The 23,186-nt window shown below is 38.8% G+C and carries 25 protein-coding genes and 1 pseudogene; 23 read left to right on the plus strand and 3 right to left on the minus strand.

The genetic code is table 11. The features are described 5' to 3' along the window. Positions 1-2 precede the first annotated feature (2 nt). The 13 genes and pseudogenes from hxsA3 to CGC63_RS06135 all read left to right on the plus strand — a co-directional run bounded on the left by hxsA3 (position 3) and on the right by CGC63_RS06135 (position 11,926). On the plus strand, positions 3-557 hold the full coding sequence (hxsA3, locus tag CGC63_RS06075; protein ID WP_003019288.1) for a His-Xaa-Ser repeat protein HxsA3: 555 nt from the start codon (positions 3-5) through the stop codon (positions 555-557). Between the two features lie 14 nt (positions 558-571). Next, positions 572-1,687, plus strand: coding sequence for a 5-bromo-4-chloroindolyl phosphate hydrolysis family protein (locus CGC63_RS06080; RefSeq protein ID WP_003019286.1), 1,116 nt, complete (start codon positions 572-574; stop codon positions 1,685-1,687). Between the two features lie 14 nt (positions 1,688-1,701). Next, positions 1,702-2,499, plus strand: coding sequence for a toxic anion resistance protein (locus tag CGC63_RS06085; protein ID WP_089438673.1), 798 nt, complete (start codon positions 1,702-1,704; stop codon positions 2,497-2,499). Between the two features lie 14 nt (positions 2,500-2,513). Further along, a complete protein-coding gene (locus CGC63_RS06090) occupies positions 2,514-3,674 on the plus strand; it encodes a toxic anion resistance protein (protein ID WP_117501350.1) in 1,161 nt (386 codons plus the stop codon). Between the two features lie 46 nt (positions 3,675-3,720). Beyond that, positions 3,721-4,290 (plus strand): rhomboid family intramembrane serine protease, encoded by a 570-nt coding sequence (locus tag CGC63_RS06095; RefSeq protein ID WP_003019278.1) that lies wholly within the window; start codon positions 3,721-3,723, stop codon positions 4,288-4,290. Positions 4,291-4,598: 308 nt separating this feature from the next. Further along, positions 4,599-5,003, plus strand: a complete 405-nt coding sequence (locus tag CGC63_RS06100) for a single-stranded DNA-binding protein (RefSeq protein WP_003019276.1) — start codon at positions 4,599-4,601, stop codon at positions 5,001-5,003. A 169-nt stretch (positions 5,004-5,172) separates the two neighbouring features. Then, the gene (locus tag CGC63_RS06105; RefSeq protein ID WP_242970508.1) at positions 5,173-5,517 is read left to right on the plus strand and encodes a DUF3847 domain-containing protein; all 345 of its coding nucleotides are present in this window, start codon (positions 5,173-5,175) and stop codon (positions 5,515-5,517) included. Between the two features lie 113 nt (positions 5,518-5,630). Beyond that, positions 5,631-7,178: a MobQ family relaxase gene (gene mobQ, locus CGC63_RS06110; protein WP_040351001.1), complete on the plus strand. Its 1,548-nt coding sequence runs from the start codon at positions 5,631-5,633 to the stop codon at positions 7,176-7,178. Positions 7,179-7,193: 15 nt separating this feature from the next. After that, complete coding sequence (locus tag CGC63_RS06115; RefSeq protein WP_003019270.1) at positions 7,194-9,101, plus strand: AAA family ATPase; 1,908 nt, start codon at positions 7,194-7,196, stop codon at positions 9,099-9,101. Between the two features lie 102 nt (positions 9,102-9,203). Beyond that, positions 9,204-9,356: an excisionase gene (locus tag CGC63_RS06120; RefSeq protein ID WP_052530416.1), complete on the plus strand. Its 153-nt coding sequence runs from the start codon at positions 9,204-9,206 to the stop codon at positions 9,354-9,356. Positions 9,357-9,493: 137 nt separating this feature from the next. After that, a pseudogene (locus tag CGC63_RS15960) lies at positions 9,494-10,605 on the plus strand (integrase DNA-binding domain-containing protein). 160 nt (positions 10,606-10,765) lie between these two features. Continuing rightward, positions 10,766-11,239, plus strand: coding sequence for a low molecular weight protein-tyrosine-phosphatase (locus CGC63_RS06130; protein ID WP_040351000.1), 474 nt, complete (start codon positions 10,766-10,768; stop codon positions 11,237-11,239). 18 nt (positions 11,240-11,257) lie between these two features. Then, positions 11,258-11,926 carry a Crp/Fnr family transcriptional regulator gene (locus CGC63_RS06135; RefSeq protein WP_003019260.1) on the plus strand — a complete coding sequence of 223 codons (669 nt, stop codon included), beginning with the start codon at positions 11,258-11,260 and terminating at the stop codon, positions 11,924-11,926. Positions 11,927-12,034: 108 nt separating this feature from the next. Here the strand turns inward: CGC63_RS06135 and trxA are convergent, their stop codons facing one another. Further along, positions 12,035-12,343 (minus strand): thioredoxin, encoded by a 309-nt coding sequence (gene trxA / locus CGC63_RS06140; RefSeq protein ID WP_003019259.1) that lies wholly within the window; start codon positions 12,341-12,343, stop codon positions 12,035-12,037. A 29-nt stretch (positions 12,344-12,372) separates the two neighbouring features. Beyond that, positions 12,373-13,239 carry an NAD(P)/FAD-dependent oxidoreductase gene (locus tag CGC63_RS06145; protein ID WP_003019258.1) on the minus strand — a complete coding sequence of 289 codons (867 nt, stop codon included), beginning with the start codon at positions 13,237-13,239 and terminating at the stop codon, positions 12,373-12,375. A 407-nt stretch (positions 13,240-13,646) separates the two neighbouring features. On the opposite strand from CGC63_RS06145, the gene CGC63_RS06150 reads away from it, so the two are divergent. Genes CGC63_RS06150 through atpC form a run of 8 tightly spaced genes read left to right on the plus strand, consistent with a single transcriptional unit; the run spans position 13,647 to position 19,831 of the window. Then, complete coding sequence (locus tag CGC63_RS06150) at positions 13,647-14,327, plus strand: F0F1 ATP synthase subunit A (RefSeq protein ID WP_072449499.1); 681 nt, start codon at positions 13,647-13,649, stop codon at positions 14,325-14,327. Positions 14,328-14,354: 27 nt separating this feature from the next. Continuing rightward, positions 14,355-14,567, plus strand: a complete 213-nt coding sequence (gene atpE, locus CGC63_RS06155) for an ATP synthase F0 subunit C (protein ID WP_003019255.1) — start codon at positions 14,355-14,357, stop codon at positions 14,565-14,567. A gap of 28 nt (positions 14,568-14,595) precedes the next feature. Continuing rightward, positions 14,596-15,096, plus strand: a complete 501-nt coding sequence (atpF, locus tag CGC63_RS06160; protein ID WP_003019254.1) for a F0F1 ATP synthase subunit B — start codon at positions 14,596-14,598, stop codon at positions 15,094-15,096. Then, entirely contained in the window at positions 15,077-15,580 is a 504-nt protein-coding gene (atpH, locus tag CGC63_RS06165) for an ATP synthase F1 subunit delta (protein ID WP_003019253.1), read from the plus strand. Before atpF ends, atpH begins: the two co-directional genes overlap by 20 nt. Positions 15,581-15,585: 5 nt before the next feature. After that, the gene (gene atpA / locus CGC63_RS06170; RefSeq protein ID WP_040350999.1) at positions 15,586-17,094 is read left to right on the plus strand and encodes a F0F1 ATP synthase subunit alpha; all 1,509 of its coding nucleotides are present in this window, start codon (positions 15,586-15,588) and stop codon (positions 17,092-17,094) included. A 4-nt stretch (positions 17,095-17,098) separates the two neighbouring features. Next, complete coding sequence (gene atpG / locus CGC63_RS06175; protein WP_003019251.1) at positions 17,099-17,992, plus strand: ATP synthase F1 subunit gamma; 894 nt, start codon at positions 17,099-17,101, stop codon at positions 17,990-17,992. A gap of 20 nt (positions 17,993-18,012) precedes the next feature. Continuing rightward, entirely contained in the window at positions 18,013-19,401 is a 1,389-nt protein-coding gene (atpD, locus tag CGC63_RS06180) for a F0F1 ATP synthase subunit beta (RefSeq protein WP_003019250.1), read from the plus strand. Positions 19,402-19,420: 19 nt separating this feature from the next. Next, complete coding sequence (gene atpC, locus CGC63_RS06185; protein WP_003019249.1) at positions 19,421-19,831, plus strand: ATP synthase F1 subunit epsilon; 411 nt, start codon at positions 19,421-19,423, stop codon at positions 19,829-19,831. A 264-nt stretch (positions 19,832-20,095) separates the two neighbouring features. Here atpC and CGC63_RS06190 read toward each other — a convergent pair whose 3' ends face one another. Further along, positions 20,096-21,301: an IS256 family transposase gene (locus tag CGC63_RS06190; RefSeq protein WP_422666781.1), complete on the minus strand. Its 1,206-nt coding sequence runs from the start codon at positions 21,299-21,301 to the stop codon at positions 20,096-20,098. Positions 21,302-21,616: 315 nt separating this feature from the next. On the opposite strand from CGC63_RS06190, the gene ilvN reads away from it, so the two are divergent. Both ilvN and ilvC read left to right on the plus strand, forming a co-directional pair. Next, positions 21,617-22,135: an acetolactate synthase small subunit gene (gene ilvN / locus CGC63_RS06195; RefSeq protein WP_009247284.1), complete on the plus strand. Its 519-nt coding sequence runs from the start codon at positions 21,617-21,619 to the stop codon at positions 22,133-22,135. 30 nt (positions 22,136-22,165) lie between these two features. Then, positions 22,166-23,179: a ketol-acid reductoisomerase gene (ilvC, locus tag CGC63_RS06200; protein WP_004222468.1), complete on the plus strand. Its 1,014-nt coding sequence runs from the start codon at positions 22,166-22,168 to the stop codon at positions 23,177-23,179. The last annotated feature ends 7 nt before the right edge of the window (positions 23,180-23,186 follow it).

The following is a 23,186-nucleotide window of genomic DNA, read 5'->3' on the forward strand; positions in this document are numbered from 1 at the left end:
TTATGGATAATTTATTTCCCGAATTTAAAAAAAGTATTGAAAATTTAATAGAAGATGAGGAAGGTAATATCCCAGGGGGGAAATTACTAGCCTTAGGTACAATGATTATAATCCTAGGAAGTTTGATGTCGGTTGATGCGTTTGCAGGACATAGATCGCATAGTTCACATAGATCGCATAGTTCACATAGATCTCATTCTTCGGGATCGCATGGTAATAGTCATAGTAATCATGGAAGTCATGAAAGTCATCAGAGTCATCAGAGCCATACTTCTCATTCAAATACAGGTTCTCATTCGAATTCTCGTTATAGTGCTGAGGGTGACGTTACATATTCTGCACCTGCGGCTTCTAGTGTACCGACAATTTCAACACCAGCAGTTGAGATGACAGCCGATACATTTAAATTGCCAGATGTGAATCAAAATATTCAGTTGCCGAATGGAACCCCAATTTCAAGTATTTTGCCGGCATTTGCAGTGCCAGCATCTACAGTTGCTCCTAAAATGGAATCAATAGATCCTAATACACCATCGGCAACAGAAACTGTTGAATAAGAGGGAGGGATAAGATGTCTATTTTTAAAAAGAAATTTGCAAAGGAACAAAAAGAATCTATAGTTGTAGAGCAAGAAGATAACGGATTACCTGAAATATCTAGTTATGAGCAAGAACCGGAGAAAGTGGCAGAAATTGTTAATAATAGTTTGAAAAAAGGATATTTTTCAGAAATAAGTCAAAAGATAGAATCTCTTCCCAGTACAGGATATAAACGTACACAGTATGTATTTGAGGGACCAAAAACAGGAGGATTTCTCTGGTTTATTACAATGTGCACTATTGTTTCAGCATGTTTCTTATATTTTGCTGCTATGGGGTTAGGAATGCATCTGTATTCCAATGATTATGAGCAATATAGTTTATTGTTTATGTGTGGCTCAGGTGTATTTATATGTATAAACATCTTTTTGATTGTGTTATCGATAAAAGTAATTCAATTTGCCAAGCGTTACGAAAAATATTATGAATTGTTACAGTATAAAAATGTTGAAATCATCGATGATATCAGTAATTGTGCTAAGATACCGTATAATAGAGTTGTTGCGGATTTGATGTTATCTGTTAAGAAAAAGATGATACCGCAAGGTCATTTTACTACGGATAATTTAGTGTTTATTGCTTCAGATGAGCTATATTCTAAATATGAATCTGATAGACCTACGTATGATCGATATTATAAACAGTTGATTGAAGAACGTATTCGAATGGAAGAACGTTCCGCTGAAATACAGAAAATAATTGATATTGGTCAGGAATATGTCGAAAAAATTCATAATAGCAATCATCTTATTAAAGATAAAGAAATTACTTTAAAGTTAAATAAGATGGAAAAATTGGTATCAGCTATTTTTAGAGAAGTAGATTTGAATCCACACCAATCTAATAAGCTGGGTATGTTTATCAATTACTATTTACCGACTACAGAGAAGCTATTGAATGCATATATAGACATAAATGAGAAAAAGATAGAAGGAAACAATATCGCTAAGGCAAAGAAAGATATTGAGCAGGCAATAGATATGCTGATCGTGTCGTTTGAAGGAATTTTAAATCAATTCTATGAATCTATAGAAATGGATATTTCTGGAGAAATTGCCGTAATGGAAAAAATGAAAAATAAAAAGTAGATGGTGATTACGGAATGAATGAATCAATGGATGATATCTTGAAATATGTAGAAAAACTCACCTCATATGTACAAGGCGAGGTAAAAGTAGGTGACTATGAATCATTATCTATTTTGGGTAGCAAGGAACAGCAACATCTTTCTGAAATATCACAAGATATATCGCAGCTTTTTTTGAATCAGAGTGATGAAATCGGAAGCACAATCAGTTTATTGTTAGATAAATTAACTTCTATCAGACTTCCACAAAGTAGAGAAAAGAGATGTTTTTTTGTAAAAAAAAAGAAAAAGTTACCAGAATCTGTAATTTGGGGTCAGTATACAGATGCTAATAGATATATTGAAAAATTAACCTGTGAATTAGAATTACAAAAAGTACAATTGCTTAAGGAAGAGCATCTGCTAACCAGATTGGAAAGTCAATTAAAAGATTGTGAACAAGATTTGTTGATGTGTGAGAAAAAAGGAACGCATATATTAAAAACGAAATCAGCTTTAGATGATGATGTATGGTGGGAACGACTGGAACAAAGAATCAATGATATTTCAGTATCGAAAATAGTTACCAAACAATCATTATTACAGATACAATTATTAAGTAAAAACAATACTGCAATCATCAATAAAATAGAGTCTTTATTGGAAAATGTTGTACCAATATGGAAAAAGCAGATAGAAATATTTGTTTCAGTAATGAAGAAAACAGATGATGCTCAAATCTGCCAATTGATGGAAGAAGAAATGATGCTTTTATCTAAATTTGAAATCGCAGATGGAACAATAAGAAAAGAATTAGAAAGTGTTTCACTATGAAAGGAGCATTTACAATGAGTAACAAAACGATTCTAACACTAAATCCAGAGGAGAAAACAGAAGACGTACATATGTTGAATATACCAACAATGACGGCTGTTGACGCAGGAATCAATAAAGGTGGTTATAATGCAGGAACTATCGATGAGTCTATGTTATCAGAAGAAGAAAAAGAACAAGTCGAACAATTTGCAGCTGAAATAGATATTTCAAATGTGGATCAGGTTGTACAGTATGGTATGTCAGCTCAGCAAAATATTTCAAATTTTTCTGTTTCGATTCTCAAGAAAGTTAAAACTTATGATTTGGGCGAAGTTGGAACTTCGTTGAAAGAATTGACCGTTGCCATTGATGCCACAACAGAGCCAGAGAAAAAAGGAATATTTGGATTATTTCAAAAAGCAAAAAGGGGAGTTGGCTCAATTAGGGCAAATTACGCAAAAGCGGAAAGTAATGTGGACCGTATTGAAAAAGATTTAAGATTACATCAAAATACACTGATACAGGATGTATCAATGTATCAACAAATGTATGAACTGAATGTGCAATATTACAAAGAATTGACAATGTATATCATTGCAGGTAAAAAGGCTCTGGATATTGCAAAAGCAGGAAAGCTACAAGAGCTAAAGAATAAAGCTGACAGCACAAATATGCAGGAAGATGTTCAGGCCTTTAAAGATTTTGAAGATTTATGTTATCGATTTGAAAAGAAAATCAATGATTTGGAATTTACAAGAGTGATTGCGATTCAGTCTGCTCCACAGGTTAGAATGCTTCAAAATAATGATCGTGAATTATTGGATAAATTGCAGTCTTCATTGTCAAATACAATACCTCTTTGGAGAAATCAGTTGGTTCTTTCATTGGGAATAGAACGTTCAAAACGAGCACTTGACGCACAATCTACTCTTACAGAAAAGACGAATGAACTGTTAAGAAGAAATTCAGAAACATTAAAAATGGCAACAATTGAAACAGCGGAAGAGGTTGAAAAGCCTATTGTAGATATTGAAACATTGCGCTTATGTAGCAAAAACTTGATTACTTCGGTGAATGAGGTTATGAAAATTCATGAAGCAGGATCTGTTCAAAGAGTAAAAGCACAGGAAGAACTTATCAAAATTGAAGAGGATTTGAAACAGGCAATGCTGGAATCTAAATTTAGAAAATAGATGATTTCAAAAAGAGGTAAATTGAAGTTCTTTTTGAAAATGGAGGGTGCTTGTGAAAAAATTTAAAGTAACAATTAATGCTCCTATAGTTTTAGGGTTTGTATTTGTTTGCGCTATTTCATTGATTATCGGTACTTTAACACAAGGGATGAGCACAGAAGCTTTGTTCATGACATATCATTCATCTTTGAAAAATCCAATGACCTATTTACGTTTTTTTACGCATGTTTTTGGACATGAAGGTATGTCTCATTTCATAGGAAACACGATATATATTTTGCTATTGGGTCCATTACTTGAAGAGAAATATGGATCAAGCTGTTTGATAAAAGTGATACTAGTTACAGCTTTTGTAACAGGGATTGTAAATTATATATTTTTTCCACAAATAGCATTGTGTGGAGCTAGTGGTGTGGTATTTGCATTTATTGTTTTATCATCATTTACTGGCTTCAAAAATGGAGAAATACCCCTTACATTTATATTGGTTGTAGTATTATTCTTGGGACAGCAGATATATGAAGGAATTGCACTGCATGATAATGTTTCTCAAATTACACATATCATTGGTGGAGCGATTGGTGGATTTGTTGGATATTTTTTTAATAGAAAATGAAATTGCAGATTTAGTAAAAAATAAATATAGTATAATCTAAAGAGAGTTGAAGTAACTGTACTCCTATGATTTCAATTTTGAAGTCATAGGGGTATTTTTTGTGCAGAAAAATAAAAAATTTCCTTTTTCACCCTGTATTTTCCCCGCTGAACATTTCGTTATATGAGAGCAAAAAAATAAAATTCCTTTTTTATTTGTAAAAAGCCCTCTCTACGTTCTGATATATGAGGAACAAATTACATTTGCCTTAAAAGAATCGGGCCTGATTCAAGAACAAAGAAAAAACGAAAAGAGAAAGGAGAAACTACATGAACAAAACAATCTTAATGGGAAGACTGACAAAAGATCCGGAGGTGAAATATCTCCAGGATGAAAACAGTACTGCAATGGCAAGATACACGCTGGCAGTAGACAGGCGATATCGAAAGGATGGAAAGGCAGAAACAGATTTTATTTCTTGTGTTACCTTTGGGAAGAATGCTGAGTTTGTAGAAAAATATCTGCAAAAAGGGTTGAAGATTTTAGTAAGCGGACGGATCCAGACAGGAAGCTATGTGAATCAGGAGGGGAATAAAGTTTATACCATCAATGTGATCGTAGAAGAACATTATTTCGCAGAAGGGAAGAAACTGTCAGGATCAGAAAAGAAAGAAGATACCGATCCGGATGGATTTATGCATCTTCCAGACGGAGAAGAACTTCCGTTTGAGTAAGAAAAACTCGGATGCTGAAAGCAGAAGAGCGCACTTATATACCTTACAAGGTATGTACGTCCTACGGAGTTTGCATCTTTCTGAAGGGGAATTCCGAAAGTGTTTGCGGATGATCCATCCGAAGAAGGGTTCCCCTTCCGGCAGAAATGCCTATCCCGTAACAGAGAAAATGGAAGAGTTGAAAAAGGAGAAAAAGAACGATATGGCGAAGAAGAAAACATTTCAGGAATATACCCAAGAAGCACTTCTTGAGATTGAAAAAACAGAAGCTGCATTGAAACAGGTAAAGCTTGAGAAGGAGCAGGCAGAGCACAGGATCCAGAGATCCTTGAATTATCTGGATACACAGAAAAAGAAAAAGCGAAAGGCACGAACCCATCTGTTGATCCAGAAGGGAGCAGCCATAGAAGCAATCTGTAAAGATACCAAATATCTGACAGAGGCAGAATTTTATCAGCTGATGGATGAACTTCTTCATGATCCCGCTTGTAAGTTTTGTGATTGTCGTTCATGAAATGGTTCGTGGACGGGCGGAAACTGCAGAAGCGAAGGAACGAGAATTCGCAGAAGAGGAAGCACTATTAAAGGCGATGCAGCGAGGTGAACTGCCACAGGGAGATGCGTAAGATGGGATGTTATCACTTTCATCTAAATCAATTATCCAGAGGAAAAGGGCAGTCTGCCATTGCTAGTGCTGCTTACCGAGCCGGTACAAAACTGGAATGTACGTATTATGGAGAAGTGAGTGATTATACGAGAAAAGGCGGTGTGGTATTAGCGGAGATCCATCTTCCCCAACAGGCTCCGGAGAGATTCAAAGACAGAGAGACCCTTTGGAATGAGGTGGAATGGATCGAAGGGAATAAGAAAGCACAGCTGGCACACAGCTTTGATATTGCCTTGATGAATGAGTTTTCCATGGGAGAAAATATTGAGCTTGCAAGAAGATTCGTAGAAGAACAGTTAGTCGCAAGAGGGATGATCGCAGATCTAGCGATCCATGATCCGAAGAAAGCAAAGGATAAAATACCCAATCCCCATATGCACATCATGGTTCCCATCCGCCCTTTACAGGAAGATGGTACCTGGGGACAAAAACAAAAAAAGGTTCCAGTATTAACACCGGATGGACAGACGGTTTTGAATCAGAAAGGACAACCGGTATTTCGGGCGGTACATACAACGGATTGGAGCAGGAAAGAAACCTTGGAAGAATTGAGAAGTGCCTGGGCGAAGATGTGTAACGAACTGTATGAAGAAAAAGGACTTACAGAAAGAGTCGATGCCAGGTCTTATGAGGAACGGGGGATTGATAAGATCCCGATGGTGCATGAAGGACCGAATGTACAGGCAATGGAAGCAAGAGGGATTTCAACCGCACTGGGAAGTTTAAACCGACTCATCCGAGCCTTAAATGATATGAAAGAACGGGCAAAGAATCTTCTTCAATGGTCCTTGTTTCGAGAAAGCCAACTGATGGAACGGATGGTGTTCTTACATCAGCCAACCTTAGCGGATTATCTGAGAAACTATTGTGATAAGAGAAATGCAGTTGCAGAATCCTACGCTTATGGAACACAAAAGGCGAAGAATACAAATCTGAAACAATTTGCAGAGACGATCCGCTTTCTGGAAGAGCAGGATGTGAGAACCCCAGAACAGCTGACAGAGAAAATCCAGGAATTAGATACTCAGCTAAAAGAGGTAAGTCAGCGATTGAATCAACAACTGTCTGCTTTGCGAAGTGTCAACAGCAATCTTTATGCAATGAAAGAGTATTTTGAAACAAGACCTGTTTATCTGGAATTAAAGAACAAATATTTTGGCAGGGAAAAATTCAAAGAGGAACATAAGAAGGAACTTAGCGGATATTATCGTTCGGAAAGAATCTTAAAAGAAAATCTAGATCCAAGTGGGAAGATTCCGGAAGGACAATGGAAACGAGAAGCCGCCCGTTTATCAGAAGAGATAGCTGCTTTACGAAAAGAAGATAAACGGATCTATGCCATGTTACGAAAGTATGAGGAAGTCAAAAATCATGTGGAAGCTTTGATGGCAGAGGAAGGAGAAGGTGTCTCTCTTCCAGAAACAAACAAACGGGAGCAATCCACAGAAACAAAAGAAGCAGTGAGAACCATGAAACGAAAGAAGAAACATCATGGAATGGAGTTATAGGAGGAATTTTAGAAGATGGAAGAATATACAAGAGAACAGATTCAAAGAGCAGATGATACTGATTTATATGTTTTTCTTTCTGGGAGAGGAGAACAGTTCAAACGATGTGGGAAGGAATACCGATGGTTGCGACATGACAGTGTGATGATCAACAAGAACGAATGGTATCGTTTTAGTCAGAATAAAGGTGGTCATGCCATCGATTTTATGAAAGAATTTTACGGTCTTTCTTTTGCAGAGGCAGTTAAAGAATTATTAGGAGAAGAGGGAGTTGGAGAAACCAACAGAAGAACGGACAAGGAAGATGCAGGCAGACAGAAGGTCTGCCCCATCCCCTTGCCTGGATTGGAATTGCCAGAAAGAAATGAAAGCTGTGAGATTGCAAGGAAGTATCTCATTGAGCAGAGGAAACTATCGGAATGGCTGATAGATCAGATGATTGCAAAGGGGGATATTTATGAAAGTAAAAACTATCACAATGTGGTATTCGTCGGAAGAGACAAAGAACAGAATCCTAGATATGCAGCTATGCGGGGAACCGATGAGAACCGATATCGTGGGGAGGCAAGAGGTTCGGAAAAAGCCTATGGATTTGGCCATATAGGAACGGATGAAAAACTGTTTGTGTTTGAATCCCCCATTGATCTTTTGTCTTATATCACTGCAGTTCCGGAAGACTGGGGAAAGCATAGTTATATTTCTCTGGGCGGATTGAGTGAAAAAGCAATGAAACGGATGTATACAGAATATCCTCATATTCATTCCATCTACTTGTGTCTGGATAATGATGAGCCTGGAAATGAGAGATGCACGCAGTTTGTTTCTCTTATTCCGAAGGAACTGAGTGTGTACCGATTAGAACCGGTGAAGAAAGACTGGAATGAATGTCTGGTAGCAGAAGTTCCAGTAGAAAATATGGCAAAGCAGATGTGTTGGAGAGATGCCAGGGAAAAACCAGTTCCGGTCATGAAAATGTCGGAGGTTGAGGAAACGGTGGTCCAGTGGTTATGGTATCCCTTCATTCCCTTTGGAAAGGTTACTTTGATCCAAGGGAATCCGGGAAAAGGAAAAACATGGCTTGCAATGGCAATTGCCGCATACTGTACCAACGGAAAGGAACTTCCCAATGCACTTCCGATAGAACCCTTTAATGTGTTGTATCAAACAGCAGAGGATGGGATTGCAGATACCATTAAACCCAGATTAGCAAAATGTGGTGCAGATATGACAAGGGTACGATTCATCAATGAAGAAGAAAAACAGCTTTCTATGACGGACGATCGGATTGAAAAAGCCATCCGACAGAATAATGTACGACTCATGATCATGGATCCCATACAGGCTTATCTGGGAGCCAATGTGGATATGAACCGGGCAAATGAGATCCGTCCCTTATTTCGACATCTCAGTACGATTGCAGAGAGAACTGGATGTGCCATTGTTCTCATTGGACATTTGAATAAGTCGTCGGGAAGTCAGAGTGATTACCGTTCCCTGGGATCCATTGATATCGCAGCGGCAGTACGAAGCATCTTATTTGTAGAAAAGGTGGAAAAAGAGAAGGAACAGGATATCCGAGTGGTATATCAGCAAAAGGATTCTCTTGCTAAAAAAGAAAATCCGGTAGCGTTTTCTTTAGGAGAAAAAGGCTTAAAATGGTTAGGAGAATACGATATATCCATTGAAGATCTGCTAATGGGAAAAGCAGGAACGAAAAAGGAAACGAAACTGGAAAAGGCACAGAAATTGATCCTGGAGTTATTAACCAAACGAAAAGTGATGTGTTTAGAAGAATTAGAGGCGGAACTACTTGCCTATGGGATTTCTTCCAGAACAGGAAGAGATGCAAGAAAGCAGCTGGAAAACAGATTGAGCTACGACTGGTGTCAGGGAAGAAAAACAGTTGCGTTAATCACAGAATAAAAGATGACATTGGCAAAAAAATACTTTGGCATTGGCAGTCTTTATAGATACCTTTGCCAGCCGCCAATGTCAAAAACAAAGATAATAGAAGGAGGCATACAAATGACAAGTTATGATATACCTTATTGGAAGAAGTATACATTATCCATTGAAGAGGCAGCATCCTATTTTCGTATTGGAGAAGGAAAGCTTCGTAAGTTAGTCAGTGACAATCCAAATGCAGAGTATTTGCTTTGGAATGGGAATCGTGTATAGATAAAACGAACAAGATTTGAAAAATTTATTGATACACTCAGTGCGATATAAAATGAAATTTAAAAGAAGGAGGTGTTCGAATTAGGGGTTACATGATATACTAACAATATCATGTTGCGTCCCCTTGGAGGTAGGATATGATTTCAAAGAGACGTGATGATAAAGGCAGAGTTCTCCAGCAAGGAGAATGGCAGGAACCAAGTGGACGTTACCGCTATAAATATACAGATTCACTTGGTAAGCGTAAAATATTATATAGTTGGAGATTGACAGAAGCAGATAAGATGCCGGAAGGTAAACGGGCAGATCTTTCTCTCAGGGAAAAAGAAAGAAAAGTTCAGTCCTTACAGATGCAAGGGATTACAGGAAGTAACATTACAGTGCTTGAACTTGTGGAACGATATCTTTCCCTGAAAACAGGAGTAAAGCATAATACTTTAGCGAATTACAAATTTGTGGTGAATGTATTGAAAAAGGAAGAATTCGCTTATAAGAAAGTGGATGATGTGAAACTTTCTGACGCAAAGATTTTTCTGATAAAACTACAAAGAGATGGTAGAGGATATAGTTCCATTCATTCCATCAGAGGTGTTTTAAGACCTGCTTTTCAAATGGCTGTGGATGATGACTTGATTCTAAAAAATCCATTTGGATTTGAATTAGGTACAGTACTTGTTAATGACAGTCAGAAAAGACACGCTGTTTCTCCGGAAGATGAAACTAAATTTCTTGATTTTGTAAAGAATGGAAGTATATCATCGTATCTACAAAGACAACAAGTGGTACGCGGTTACTTCCAATGGAAGCGGATGTAAAAGAAGCATTTCTTCGAATCTTGAAGAATAGAAGGAAACCAAAACGTGAGCCGATGGTGGATGGATATGGAGGATTTCTGTTTCTGGACAAGAATGGAAGGCCAATGGTTGCACTTCATTGGGAAAAGTACATGCAGCATGCAAGAGAAAAATATAATCGTGAGAATTTGTTGCAATTGCCGCCAGTTACTCCACATATATGCAGGCATACTTATTGTACAAATATGGCCAATTCAGGGATGAACCCAAAGACACTGCAATATCTGATGGGGCATTCAGATGTATCTGTAACACTTAATATTTATACGCATACCGGCTATGATGATGCAAAGAAAGAACTTGCCAGATTAAAAGAAGCAAGGGATGAACTGGAAAAGAAAAAGTTTATAACCCAAAAACATGCACAAACAACTCATGTAAGCCTTATCTCATAAGGAATTAGGGACTTTAAAAATAACCCATTTGTACCACAAATGCCCGAAAAAACATGAGAAAATACAAGAATTTATAAGAAAAAGAACCTTTCAAGTAAAAAATGCACAAAGGCTGAAAAGCCAGTATTTATAAGGCTTTGAGAGGATATGAGGAGATAAAATGGAGAAAATAAAGGTACTATTCATTTGCCACGGCAACATCTGCCGCAGCCCCATGGCTGAATTTGTTTTTAAAGACTTAGTCGCAAAATCCGGCTATGCATCTGACTTTTACATTTCTTCCGCTGCCACCAGCACAGAGGAAATTGGCAACCCGGTTCACCACGGAACAAGAAACAAGCTGGCTCAGTTTCACATTTCCACAGCAGGCAAATATGCTGTTCAAATGAAAAGGTCAGATTACGAAAAATATGATTATCTTATTGGAATGGATGATTGGAATATTAAAAATATAAATAGGATAATCGGACAAGATTCTGAGAATAAAGTATATAAGCTTTTAGATTTTACTAATCATTCAAGAGCCATTGCAGATCCATGGTATACGGGAGATTTTGATAAAACTTATGAGGATATCAAAGAGGGTTGCGAAGCATTTTTGGAATATTTAAAGCATCAAGGTGAAATTTTCTAAAGACAGGTAGGGATAAAAATGAATGAAACAATAGAAAGCGTATTAAAACAACAGGAGTTTTGGGAGAAGCTTACAGAGGAACAGCAAAAGTTGATTCTTAAGGAATCCAGAGTAATAAGTTATGAAACAGGCGAGATTGTTTATTCAGGAGCCAGAGAATGTCTTGGTGGACTTTTGGTTTTAAATGGAAGTCTTAGGACGTATTTATTATCTGATGAAGGGAAAGAAGTCACTATTTATCGTTTACGGGAAGGAGATGTTTGCTTTTTGGCAGCCTCCTGTATTCTTTCTGCAATTACTTTTGATGTGGAAATCGAGGCTCAAGGGTTCACACAGGTACTTCTCATTCCTGCCCGAATTCTTTCTACATTGACAAAGGAAAATATTTATTTGGAAAATTTCATGTATAAAGAAACCGCAAGACGTTTTTCAGACGTAGTAGAAGCTTTACAGCAGCTGATGTTTTTGAGCCTTACACAGAGAATTGCTTCTTTTTTATTAGATGAGGCAGCCAAAAATAAGACATCCAGTATCACCATGACACATGAAGAAATTGCGAAAATTATTGGAAGTGCCAGAGAAGCAGTCAGTCGTATTTTAAAACAGCTTGCAAAACAGGGATATATATCTTTAAACAGAGGCGAAATAAAAATCGAGAAAAGAGAAGAGCTTTATAAACTTCTATAAAAACTTACAGAAAATGATAAAAAGATGAGAGAAAAATGAGAGCTGCGGTGGGAAGAATTTTACATCGCAGCTCTTGCGTTATTAAATTTATAAGCATAATAAGTTAAATTATTTTAACAAAGTTTCCAGCTGTTTTTTAGGAACAGCCCCTACGGATTTGTCAGCGACCTGCCCATTTTTAAACACCAGTACAGTAGGGATATTCATAATACCGTATTGTGCTGCAAGAGAAGGTTCTGCGTCTACATCGATTTTTCCTACTTTGTAGTTTCCATTTGCCTCTTCTGCTAATTCTTCAATAACCGGCGCCAACATTTTACACGGCATGCACCAGCTTGCCCAAAAGTCAACCAGTACCGGTACGTCAGATTGTAATACTTCTTTTGCAAAGTTTTCAGATGTAAATTCCATAGCCATAATAATAGCCTCCTTTAAATATATAATTTTTATTTTTTTGACTTTAAATAATCAACAGCACGTGTTCCTGCAAGTGCACCTTCGTACACAGCTTTTGCAATTTGCAACATGCCTCCGGTACAGTCTCCGGCTGCAAAGAGACCGGGCAGGGGAGTGCTGGTATCTGCTTCAATTAAAATATGATTGTCTTCCATAAAAAGTCCCAATTTTCTGGCGATGTCTGTACTGTCGGCTGTTCCCAGTGCAACGAAGAGACCATCAAGAGGAAAAAGAGTATGATCTTCTAATTGAAGCTGAGAAAGAGAATTTTCTCCTTTTGCAGAGATAATCTTTCTTTTTTCTAATTGAATAGAACCCAGTTCTTCCAAAGAAAAATCCGGTTCTTTTCCATTGGTTAGTATAGTTACCTTTGCTGCGAGAGGTTCTAAAACCTTTGCCTCATGGAGGGCATAAGAGCCATTGCCAAGTACGGCAACCTCCTTTTGCCGATAGAAGAAGCCATCGCATACTGCGCAGTAGCTGATGCCGTTTCCTTCATATTTTTTCAACTCTTTTAGAGAAAGAGTATTTCTTTTTGTTCCCGTTGCCAGAATAAGCGCTTGGGTGTGATAGGAACCTTCAGAGGCTTGTATGGTATATTCTCCATCGTATGTAATTGAAAGCAGTTCATCCTTTAAAACAGGAACGTTCAGAGTCGCTAATTGAGAAAGACCGTTCTCATACAGTTCTTTTCCGGAAACAGGAGACGGAAGCCCGTAGTAATTTTCTATTTTTTCTGCCTTTTCTAAAGCGCCGTATCCGTTATGGATAACCAGCGGCGGAAAGCCCATGCGTACTGCATATAAAGCGGCAGATACCCCTGCCGGACCGGCGCCGGCTATGACAAGTTGTTGCATTTCCACTATCAGATACCTCCTTTTTTAGTTTATTATAGCAAGCTGTGACGGATATAGGCAATCCTCATAAGTATATGCGTGTATATTTTATCATATCTTACAAAAATATGAGAGGGTAAATGGATAATATTTGTGCATTTTTAAACTGGTAGAACCAGTATATACCGAATGGTATAAAAAACCATGGAAATTCTTACAAAAACAAAGAAAAACATCAAAAATCTACAAGAAAAATTGACGAAAACTTTCTCTTTTTTATGAAAAAACCAAAGATTGACAAATGAAATGATTAGCAGTAATGTGTTAAAAGCAATTTAATAAGAAGACACAAAAACACGTGCCGATTTCTGTTTTATTGCTCACAGCGACAATAGAAAAGAGAAAGGGAGGAATGTCTTACGAACAATATTGCGGAAAGAATTACGGAAGAACTTCAATGCGAAACCGTGTTCAATATTCCGATTTTTGGTGGAATTCCGGTAGGTGAGTCCGTGGTAGTTACATGGATTATTATGGCAGCATTAACCATCCTGTCGATTATACTTGTTCGGAATTTGAAAGTGGAAAATCCGGGAAGAAAGCAGTTGGCATTAGAAGCATCTATTGGTTTTCTGAACGACTTTTTCACAGACATTCTGGGGGAGGAAGGAAAGCGGTACATACCGTATCTGATTTCTACGGCGCTCTATATCGGGGTAGCCAATTTAATCGGACTTTTAGGCTTTAAACCTCCGACCAAGGATTTGAATGTGACAGCAGCATTGGCGCTTATGAGCGTATTTCTCATCTACTATTCCGGCTTCCATAAGAAGGGTGGAAAGGGATTTTTGAAAAGCTTTGCAGAGCCTATGCCTTTAGTAGCTCCAATCAACATCATGGAAATTGCAATCCGTCCTGTTTCATTATGTATGCGTTTATTCGGTAATGTAATTGGTTCGTTTGTAATTATGGAGCTGTTAAAAACGGTTATGCCGGTACTTTTACCCATTCCGTTTAGTTTGTACTTTGATGTGTTTGATGGTTTAATTCAGACATACGTATTTGTGTTTTTAACATCGCTCTTTGTAAAAGAGCAAATAGAAGATTAAATTTTATTTGAAAAGGAGAAATGAATTATGACAGCAGCAATTGGTGCAAGTATTGCAGTATTAACAGGTATCGGAGCAGGTTTAGGAATTGGTCATGCAACAGCAAAAGCAGTAGAAGCAATCGCAAGACAGCCGGAAGCAGAAAGCAAAATCAGCAAAGCATTACTTCTTGGTTGTGCGCTTGCAGAGGCAACAGCTATTTACGGTTTCGTTATCGGATTGTTAATCTTATTCTTATAATCAGCAGGGAAAGGCAGGTGCATGAAAGATGATGAGTCTTGGCTGGAACCTTGTCTGGACGATTATAAATCTGATTGTGCTTTATCTCTTAATGAAAAAATTCCTTATCGGTCCGGTACTGGGTATCATGGAAAAGAGAAAAGCGTGTATAGCAAAAGAGATGGAAGAAGCTCGTGTAAGCCGTGAAAAAGCCGAAGAACTGAAAGTACAGTATGAAAAATCTCTGGCAATGGCAAAAGAAGAGTCTTCTCAGATTTTGGAAAATGCAAAAACAGATGCAAGACAGGCAAGAGAAAGTATTGTAAAAAATGCCAACGATGAAGCGGCGAAGATTATCGAAGCTGCTCAAAATACTGCCCGTCAGGAACAGGAAAATGCCATGCAGGGAGCGAAAAAAGAGATTGCACAGCTCGCTATGCAGGCAGCAAAAAAATTACTTTTGGAAAAAAGTAATGAGAACAGCAATGATATGCTCTACGATAAATTTTTAGCAAAAGCAGGTGATGCAGATGACACAGACAGCTATTAATTATGGTAAGGTGCTTTATCAGTTAAATGTTCCAAAAGAAAGTATTTTGGAAACACAAAGGCTTTTAAAAGAAGTGCCTGAGCTTTCAAAAGCATTGGAAAATCCAACGATATCCTTTGAACAAAAACAGAGAGTTATCAGTAGAGTTTTTCCAAAGGAACTTCACAATTTCCTGAGTGTAGTTTGTAAATACAAGCATGCAGAGCTTTTAAACGAAATTTTTCAGGCATATCAGGAACATTACAATGAACAAAAGAACATATTATCTGCCACATTGTATTATGTAACGCCTCCAAAGGCAGAACAGTTGGAAGGAATTAAAAAATTCCTGAAAAAACAGTATCATACACAGGCAGTTGCTCTTAAACTGAAAGAGGATAAAAGCCTTGTAGGTGGATTTATTATTCGGACAAAAGACCACGAATATGATAACAGCTTAAAGGGCAGTATTCATGAATTACAACAAAAATTAATCTGGAGGTGAACGGTTTGAGTTCAATCAACTCAGAAGAAATTATTTCAATTTTGAAGGAAGAAATTGATAATTTCCACAGCACAGAAGGCGCAAAAGAAGTTGGAAACGTCATCTGGGTGGGGGATGGAATTGCAACTGTTTACGGAATAGACCATGCCATGTACGGCGAAATCGTAACCTTTGAAAATGGTGTAAAAGGAATGGTACAGGATATCAAGCGAAATGAAATCGGTGTCATTATCTTTGGCAAAGATACAGGGATTAAAGAAGGTACAAAGGTTGCACGTACAAAGAAAAGAGCAGGTGTTCCCGTAGGCGGAAATTTCATCGGAAGAATTGTGGATGCCTTAGGTGCGCCCATTGACGGAAAAGGCGAAATTCAAGCAGACGATTATCGCCCAATCGAGCAGGAAGCGCCGGGAATTATTGACAGAAAATCCGTATCCGTACCAATGGAAACAGGTATTCTGGCAATCGACTCCATGTTCCCAATCGGACGTGGACAGCGAGAATTGATTATCGGTGACCGTCAGACAGGTAAAACTTCCATTGCCATTGATACCATCTTGAACCAGAAGGGAAAAGACGTAATGTGTATCTATGTGGCAATCGGACAGAAAGCCTCTACGGTAGCAAAATTAGTAGGAACACTGGAAAAATACGGAGCAATGGAATATACTACGGTATTTTCTGCAACAGCCAGCGACTGTGCGCCTTTGCAGTACATTGTGCCATATTCTGGAACAGCTCTTGCAGAGTATTTTATGTATAAAGGAAAAGATGTACTGATTGTTTATGATGATTTATCAAAACACGCAGTAGCATATCGTGCGTTATCTCTGTTGTTAGAGCGTTCACCGGGACGTGAAGCATATCCGGGTGACGTATTCTATCTTCATTCCAGACTGCTGGAACGCTCCAGCCGACTGAGTGAAGAAGCGGGAGGCGGTTCTATTACAGCCCTTCCAATCATCGAAACACAGGCAGGTGACGTATCTGCGTACATCCCGACAAACGTTATTTCCATTACAGACGGACAGATTTTCCTTGAAAGTGATTTGTTCTTCGAAGGCGTTCGTCCGGCGGTAAACGTAGGTCTTTCTGTATCCCGTGTAGGTGGTGCGGCACAGACAAAAGCTATGAAAAAAGCATCCGGAAGTATGCGAATTGATTTGGCGCAGTATCGAGAAATGCAGGTATTTACACAGTTTTCTTCCGACCTTGACGAGACGACAAAAGCACAGCTGGACTATGGAAAATGTCTGATGGAACTGTTAAAGCAGCCGTTATGCAGACCACTGGCTTCCCACGAACAGGTAATCACTCTGTGGGTAGCTACACATAAGCTTTTGACAGACATTCCGGTAAAAGAACTGAAAGCATTCCAGATGGATATGTTAGAATATTTTGATCAGAAGCATCCGGAAATCAAAGAAGAAATTCTTAAGACAAAGGTTCTTTCTGATGAACTGGGAGAAAAGATTTTAGAGGCAGCAAAGGAATTTAAGAACAGGAACAGGTGATAAAATGGCAAGTGCAAAAGAAATACAAAGTCGTATGAAAAGCATCCGGGATACCATGAAAATTACCAATGCCATGTATATGATTTCTTCTTCAAAGCTGAAAAGAGCAAAGAAGGTTCTTACAGATACAGAGCCGTACTTTTACTCTTTGCAGGCTGCCATTGGACGTATTTTAAGACATACATCAGAGATCGAACACCGGTATTTTGACGAACGTACAGAGATTTTACCGGAAGACAAGAAAATCGGTTATATCGTAGTTTCTGCGGACAAAGGACTGGCGGGTGCGTATAACCACAATGTCTTTAAACTGGCAGAAGAGGGTATGGAGAAGAAACAGCATACACAACTGTTTGTACTGGGAGAGGTAGGAAGACAGTATTTTTATAAAAAAGATGTGTCTGTGGATACAAATTTCCGCTTTACAGTTCAGAAGCCTACCATGCACAGGGCCAGAGTCATTTCTGAAAAGATGATAGATATGTACTTAAACGGCGAGCTCGACGAGGTACATATTATTTATACCCGTATGGCAAATGCAGCGTCAATGGTGGCGGAAAAGCAGCAGCTTCTGCCTTTGAAAAAGGCTACCTTCGGTGCATCGGCACAGTTTCTGGTAGACACTCATCAGGAAGAAATTGAGATGGTTCCGTCAGCGGAAGAACTGTTGAACACCATTGTTCCCAACTATTTAAGAGGTATGATTTACGGCTGTCTGGTAGAGTCCTATGCCAGCGAGCATAATTCCCGTATGCAGGCAATGGATGCGGCAACCACCAGTGCCAAAGAGATGTTAAAAGATTTATCTATTAAATATAATCGTGTCAGACAGGCTGCCATTACACAGGAAATTACCGAAGTAATCAGCGGTGCAAAGGCACAGAAAAAGAAACAATAAAGGAAGGAGGTTTTTATACAATGAATAAAGGAAAAATTGTACAGGTTATGGGCCCCGTTGTAGACGTGGAATTCCAAGAGCAAGACCTTCCAAGCATTAAAGATGCGCTTATCGTAGAGCTGAACGGAAAAAAAGTCGTTATGGAGGTTGCCCAGCACATAGGAAACCACACAGTGCGCTGTATTATGCTGGCATCCAGCGACGGACTTTGCAAGGATATGGAAGTTACAGCAACAGGACAGGGGATTTCCGTACCGGTAGGAAAAGAAACATTGGGACGTTTATTCAATGTTTTAGGAGAAACCATTGATAAAGGAGAACAGCTTGATGATGCAGAACACTGGGTTATTCACAGAGATCCACCAGCATTTGACGAGCAGAGTCCGGTTGTAGAAATATTGGAAACAGGTATTAAAGTTATTGACTTATTAGCTCCTTATGCAAAGGGAGGTAAAATCGGTCTTTTCGGAGGCGCCGGAGTAGGAAAAACAGTTCTTATTCAGGAGCTTATCAGTAATATTGCAACAGAACACGGCGGTTATTCTATTTTTACAGGAGTAGGAGAGCGTTCCAGAGAGGGAAATGACCTTTGGAGCGAAATGAAGGAGTCCGGTGTTCTGGAGAAAACTGCGCTGGTATTCGGACAGATGAATGAGCCGCCGGGAGCACGTATGCGTGTTGCCGAAACAGGGCTTACCATGGCAGAATATTTCCGTGACAAAGAACATCAGAACGTACTTTTATTTATTGATAATATTTTCCGTTTTACACAGGCAGGTTCCGAGGTATCCGCTCTTTTAGGACGTATGCCTTCTGCTGTTGGATATCAGCCTACGCTGGCTACGGAAATGGGTGAATTACAGGAAAGAATTGCTTCTACAAAGAATGGTTCTGTTACATCTGTACAGGCTGTTTATGTGCCTGCGGATGACTTGACGGATCCGGCTCCTGCTACAACCTTTGCCCATTTGGATGCTACGACTGTATTGTCCAGAAAGATTGTAGAACAGGGTATTTATCCTGCGGTTGATCCGTTGGAGTCCAGTTCTCGTATTCTGGAAGCTGATGTGGTAGGACAGGAACATTATGAAGTTGCCAGAAAGGTACAGGAGTATCTTCAGAAATATAAAGAATTGCAGGATATTATTGCAATTCTGGGTATGGAGGAGCTTTCTGACGAAGATAAGAAAGTCGTTGCCAGAGCCAGAAAATTGCAGAAATTCCTTTCCCAGCCATTCCATGTGGCAGAAGTATTCACCGGTATTCCGGGAAAATATGTGCCGTTAAAAGAAACCATTCGTGGTTTTAAAATGATTGTGGAAGGTGAAATGGATGATTATCCGGAAAACGCTTTCTTCAATGTAGGTACTATTGATGAAGTAATCGAAAAGGCAAAGCAGAACGCCTAGTCTAAAGGAGTGAGAAAAGATGGGAACATTTGGTTTAAATGTAATTGCCAGCGATAAAGATTTTTATCATGGCAGAGGCACAAGCATTTCACTCCCGGCAAAGGACGGAAGTATTACCATTTTAGCCCACCATGCAGATATGATGATAGCGATTGTTCCCGGAGAAATGCGTATTCGAACAGAGGACGGAACAGAACATGTGGCTATTGTGGGAGGCGGTTTTGCCCAGATTATCAATAACCGTGTGACGGTTTTGGCAGACAGTATTGAAAAGCCGGAAGATATCGATGTAAAACGTGCAAAAGAAGCGAAGGAAAGAGCGGAAGAGCAGCTTCGTCAGCAGCAGAGTATGCAGGAATACTATGTTTCCAAAGCATCTCTGGCAAGAGCGATGGCACGTATGAAAGCGGCGAGAGACAGAGGAATTTAAAAGATGAGACTGTTGCATTAAGTGATATCGAGAATATTTATACATTATGTGGACAATAAATTTGCTAAAATGTATAAATATTCTGATTTTTGGAGTGTGTGAAAAATTTTCTGTAATTTCAGATCTTCTATGATAATTGATGGGGCTTGGCGGCAGATTTTGCTGTCAAGCCCTTGGTTAATACATATCAAAAATAAGCTGGCATGTCAAGAGCACCCGGAAAAACCGGGTGTTTATTCACTCTTGATATTCCAGCGTTTTTTGTTATTCCGGCATACGATCCGGATACATGATAGCAAGCTCGCCACGTACTTTTCCCCAATTTCGGATTGGCATAGTCCATTTCTTGGCTATTTCAAAAGTTGCCAGATAAAGAGCTTTCAATAATGCCTGTGAACTAGGAAATACGCTTCTCTGTCGATTCAAACGGCGATATGACGAATTCAACGACTCTATTGCATTTGTTGTGTAAAAGGCGGTTCTAGTTTCTTTAGAAAACTTAAAAATCGGTGTTATTGCATCCCAGTTATCATACCAACGTTTCATGGCATTGGGGCATTGCCCCTCCCATTTTTGTTTTACGTTCTCCAACTGGGTATAGGCACTATTTTCATCAGCCGCTGTGTAGATGGTCTTCAAATCTTTGGCAAACGCCTTCATGTCTTTATTGGCAACGTATTTTAAAGTATTTCTTACCATGTGAACGATACATCTTTGTTGCTCTGTTGCTGGGAATGCTGCTGTGATGGCTTCTTTGATGCCTGTAAGACCATCTGAACATAAAATCAGAATATCCTTGACCCCACGATTTTTAAGGCTGTTTAAAACACTCAACCAATATTTACTGCTTTCGTTTTCTCCAATAACAATTGTAAGAACTTCTTTTTTTCCATCTTCATTTATCCCAAGAACAACATATGCTGCTAACTTTCGAATAATCCCATCGTCCCTGACAGAAAAATGCACCGCATCTATAAATACAATTGGATAAACGGAGGATAATGGTCTGTTTTGCCATTCCTCAATCTTGGGAAGCAGTTTATCTGTTATGTCTGAAACCATTCCTTCGCTGACTTCGAATCCGTAGATATCCTCTATGATTTCTGATATTTGACGAGTAGTCATTCCTTTTGCATACATGGAGATAATTTTGTCATCAATCGCTGAAATGTCCTTTTTTCTTTTAGGTACAACCTGTGGTTCAAAGGAACTCTGCCTATCTTGAGGTACATCAACGGTAAACTCCCCGTATTTACTACGAACACCTTTTGATTTTGTACCATTGCGGTAATTAGGCTCACTGGAGCGTCCGTATTTGTCATATCCAAGATGATCATCCATCTCTGCTTCCAGCATTTCCTGGATTGTGCCTGAAAGCAAGTCTTTAAGTGCATCCTGGATATCATCAGCAGTTTCAATGTCGTACTCTTGGAGCAGACCCTGAATAATATTTCTTTTTCCTTCTGTCATTGGTTTTGGTTTGTAGATTTCTTTTTTTCTGTTTGCCATAATTTAAGGCCTCCTATGATATAAAATTTTACCATAGAAGACCTTACTTCACATCTTCATTTTAGAATTTACAGAGAAAATTTCATAGTCTCGATTTTTGCTTAATGTGATAGCCTCATCTTTTTTCATTTCATAGGAAATTGCGTCCTAACATCATTATTTAGAGTTATGTATTACATTCTAATTAGTTATAGCGTTCAGATTGCATTGACAAAGCTTTTGATAGTTGGTAGAATGACAGAAAAGTTAGCCAAAAGGCAGAGGAGAAGATGCTGTATGAACAAGAGAATATTGTCTATTCTGGTTGAAAATACAGCCGGCGTACTGAGTAGAGTTTCGGGATTGTTCAGCCGCCGGGGTTATAACATTGACAGCTTATCGGCAGGAATTACCACAGATCCCAATTATACCCGTATGACAGTCGTATGTAAGGGTGATGAGTTAATTCTGGAGCAGATAACACGACAGGTAGAGAAACTGGAAGACGTTCTTTCTGTAAAAGTATTAAAAGACGATCAAAGTGTTACCAGAGAGCTGATGCTGGTAAAAGTCAGAGTTTCACCGGAGCAGCGGGCGGGGATTACAGCGATTGTAGATATTTTCAGAGCCAATATCATAGATGTAGGAAAAGAGTCCATGATTGTAGAGCTCACCGGAAATAAATCAAAGCTGGAAGCTTTTATAGACTTGCTTGACGGTTATGAAATTCTGGAAATAGCCAGAACCGGTATTGCCGGACTTTCAAGAGGTTCTGATGACATTTTCTATCTTTCAGAGGATGAGGAAGAGTTTTAATTTTATTACATAAACAGGAGGAATATACAAATGGCAGTAAAAATTTATTATCAGGAAGATTGTAATTTAGCTCTTTTAGAGGGAAAAACCATTGCGATTATCGGATACGGCAGTCAGGGACATGCTCACGCATTGAACTTAAAGGAGTCCGGCTGTAATGTAATCGTAGGCTTATATGAAGGCTCTAAATCTTGGGACAAGGCAGTAAAACAGGGATTTGAAGTTTATACAGCGGCAGAAGCAGCAAAAAAAGCCGATATTATCATGATTTTAATCAATGATGAAAAACAGGCAAAATTATATAAAGAAGACATCGAGCCAAATCTGGAAGAAGGCAATATGCTGATGTTTGCTCATGGCTTTGCAATTCATTTCGGACAGATTAAGCCGCCGGCTTACGTGGACGTAACTATGATTGCACCAAAAGCGCCGGGACACACAGTAAGAAGCGAATATCAGATCGGCAGAGGAACTCCATGTCTGGTAGCTGTTCAGCAGGACTACACAGGAAAGGCAAAAGAAAAAGCATTGGCTTACGCAGCAGCGCTTGGTGGTGCAAGAGCCGGAGTTTTGGAAACAACCTTTAAAGTAGAGACAGAAACAGACCTTTTCGGAGAGCAGGCAGTGCTTTGCGGCGGTGTTACAGCTCTTATGAAAGCAGGATTTGAAACTTTAGTAGAAGCAGGATATGCACCGGAAAACGCATATTTTGAATGTATTCACGAAATGAAGCTGATTGTAGATTTGATTTACGAAAGCGGATTTAAAGGAATGCGTTATTCTATTTCTAATACAGCAGAATTTGGTGATTATATTACAGGACCAAAGATTGTTACAGACGAGACAAAAAAAGCAATGAAACAGATTTTAGCAGATATTCAGGACGGAACATTTGCAAAGAACTGGATTTTGGAAAATCAGTCCGGATGTATGCACTTTGGCGCAATGAGAAGAAGAGAAGCAGAACACCAGTTAGAAGAAGTCGGTGCAGAGCTTCGTAAGCTGTATAGCTGGAACGGAAAAGAAAAATTGATTGATAACTAATAAAAGG

The sequence above is a fragment of the Blautia hansenii DSM 20583 genome (assembly GCF_002222595.2).
GTDB lineage: Bacteria > Bacillota > Clostridia > Lachnospirales > Lachnospiraceae > Blautia > Blautia hansenii.

Bases quoted from the DNA above. Each gene is read 5' to 3' on its own strand.
- CGC63_RS06120 (WP_052530416.1), top strand. From the start codon at position 9,204: ATGACAAGTTATGATATACCTTATTGGAAGAAGTATACATTATCCATT.
- CGC63_RS06190 (WP_422666781.1), bottom strand. From the start codon at position 21,301: ATGACAGAAGGAAAAAGAAATATTATTCAGGGTCTGCTCCAAGAGTAC.
- atpE (WP_003019255.1), top strand. From the start codon at position 14,355: ATGACAGCAGCAATTGGTGCAAGTATTGCAGTATTAACAGGTATCGGA.
- ilvN (WP_009247284.1), top strand. From the start codon at position 21,617: ATGAACAAGAGAATATTGTCTATTCTGGTTGAAAATACAGCCGGCGTA.
- CGC63_RS06080 (WP_003019286.1), top strand. From the start codon at position 572: ATGTCTATTTTTAAAAAGAAATTTGCAAAGGAACAAAAAGAATCTATA.
- CGC63_RS06090 (WP_117501350.1), top strand. From the start codon at position 2,514: ATGAGTAACAAAACGATTCTAACACTAAATCCAGAGGAGAAAACAGAA.
- atpH (WP_003019253.1), top strand. From the start codon at position 15,077: ATGACACAGACAGCTATTAATTATGGTAAGGTGCTTTATCAGTTAAAT.
- atpD (WP_003019250.1), top strand. From the start codon at position 18,013: ATGAATAAAGGAAAAATTGTACAGGTTATGGGCCCCGTTGTAGACGTG.
- CGC63_RS06130 (WP_040351000.1), top strand. From the start codon at position 10,766: ATGGAGAAAATAAAGGTACTATTCATTTGCCACGGCAACATCTGCCGC.
- CGC63_RS06145 (WP_003019258.1), bottom strand. From the start codon at position 13,239: ATGCAACAACTTGTCATAGCCGGCGCCGGTCCGGCAGGGGTATCTGCC.
- ilvC (WP_004222468.1), top strand. From the start codon at position 22,166: ATGGCAGTAAAAATTTATTATCAGGAAGATTGTAATTTAGCTCTTTTA.
- CGC63_RS06100 (WP_003019276.1), top strand. From the start codon at position 4,599: ATGAACAAAACAATCTTAATGGGAAGACTGACAAAAGATCCGGAGGTG.
- hxsA3 (WP_003019288.1), top strand. From the start codon at position 3: ATGGATAATTTATTTCCCGAATTTAAAAAAAGTATTGAAAATTTAATA.
- atpG (WP_003019251.1), top strand. From the start codon at position 17,099: ATGGCAAGTGCAAAAGAAATACAAAGTCGTATGAAAAGCATCCGGGAT.
- CGC63_RS06105 (WP_242970508.1), top strand. From the start codon at position 5,173: ATGGAAGAGTTGAAAAAGGAGAAAAAGAACGATATGGCGAAGAAGAAA.
- CGC63_RS06135 (WP_003019260.1), top strand. From the start codon at position 11,258: ATGAATGAAACAATAGAAAGCGTATTAAAACAACAGGAGTTTTGGGAG.
- atpC (WP_003019249.1), top strand. From the start codon at position 19,421: ATGGGAACATTTGGTTTAAATGTAATTGCCAGCGATAAAGATTTTTAT.
- mobQ (WP_040351001.1), top strand. From the start codon at position 5,631: ATGGGATGTTATCACTTTCATCTAAATCAATTATCCAGAGGAAAAGGG.
- CGC63_RS06115 (WP_003019270.1), top strand. From the start codon at position 7,194: ATGGAAGAATATACAAGAGAACAGATTCAAAGAGCAGATGATACTGAT.
- CGC63_RS06085 (WP_089438673.1), top strand. From the start codon at position 1,702: ATGAATGAATCAATGGATGATATCTTGAAATATGTAGAAAAACTCACC.
- atpF (WP_003019254.1), top strand. From the start codon at position 14,596: ATGATGAGTCTTGGCTGGAACCTTGTCTGGACGATTATAAATCTGATT.
- trxA (WP_003019259.1), bottom strand. From the start codon at position 12,343: ATGGCTATGGAATTTACATCTGAAAACTTTGCAAAAGAAGTATTACAA.